At 71.7% G+C, this 1028-nt stretch carries 2 protein-coding genes and 1 pseudogene; 2 read left to right on the top strand and 1 reads right to left on the bottom strand.

Going from position 1 to position 1028, the window contains the following annotated elements; translation table 11 throughout:
- Positions 1–206 (bottom strand): annotated as a pseudogene (locus G6020_RS11875) (prephenate dehydrogenase); the annotation flags it as partial.
- Between the two features lie 45 nt (positions 207–251).
- Here G6020_RS11875 and G6020_RS11870 point away from each other — a divergent pair.
- Positions 252–776 (top strand): tRNA adenosine deaminase-associated protein, encoded by a 525-nt coding sequence (locus G6020_RS11870; RefSeq protein ID WP_095717134.1) that lies wholly within the window; start codon positions 252–254, stop codon positions 774–776.
- Positions 777–818: 42 nt separating this feature from the next.
- The coding region (locus G6020_RS11865; protein ID WP_182610771.1) for a nucleoside deaminase at positions 819–1028 on the top strand (210 nt) is incomplete at its 3' end.

The following is a 1028-nucleotide window of genomic DNA, read 5'->3' as shown; positions in this document are numbered from 1 at the left end:
AGGGGGACGCCGACGACGACGAGGGCGTCCGTCCGCGCGGCCCGGCGGAGCGTGTCGGCCAGATCCGTCGAGACGTGGAAGCCGGCCGCCGTCGCCGCCTCCGCGCCGGGGGTCGAGCGATTCCACCCGAACGCCCGATCCGGGCCCAGGACCCGCAGCAACGAACCGCCGATCAGGCCCGCTCCGAGCACGCACACGTCCGTCACCGCCGCCACCTGACAAGGTTCTCACAGCAGACTACGGTTGGGCCCATGGCCAGCACCTCCGACCGAAACACCCGCGACAGCGACAGCGACGACGACGCCGTCACCGGTTCCGCTCTCGGGGTGTTGCAGGCGGGCGGTTCATGGCAGATCACCAGACTCGATGACACCGCGCTCACCAGTCTCGACGACGCCGCGCGGCAGGTCCGCTCGCTGCGCACCGAGGGGGCGTCGTTCGGCCTCGTCGACGTCGATCACGAGTTCTTCGTGATCCTTCGTCCCGGCCCGTCCGGGATGCGGCTCATGCTCTCCGATGCGACCGCGTCCCTCGACTACGACCTCGCGGCCGACGTGCTCGACGAGCTCAACGTGGAGCTTCCGGACGAGGATCTCGAGGACGCCGACCCCTGGGGCGAGGGCGACATGGCGATCCTCGAGGACGTGGGGTTGCCGCCGGGGGTGCTGGAGATCATCGTGTCCGAGACCGACCTCTACGCCGACGAGCAGCTGCAGTCGCTGGCCGAGCGGATGGGTTTCGGCGAGGAGCTCGAGCGGCACCTGCCCGACTCGTGAGGCGGTCATGCTCGTGAGGCGGTCACCCCTGTGACCGCGCCCATGTCACCGACGTCGCCCCGGTCCGAGGACGAGCGGTTGATACGGCGGGCCCTGGCGGCCGCCGGTGACACCCCCGAGGGTGATGTGCCGGTCGGCGCGCTCGTGGTGGGGCCTGACGGCCGGGAGCTGGCCGTGGCCACCAACCGGCGCGAGGCCGACGGTGACCCCTTCGCCCACGCCGAGATCCTGGCCCTGCGCGAGGCGGCCCGG

It is taken from the genome of Dietzia sp. B19 (assembly GCF_014145155.1).
GTDB lineage: Bacteria > Actinomycetota > Actinomycetes > Mycobacteriales > Mycobacteriaceae > Dietzia > Dietzia natronolimnaea.
The sequence above is the reverse complement of the archived record's forward strand: the minus strand, read 5'-3'. Positions and strand labels throughout refer to the sequence as shown.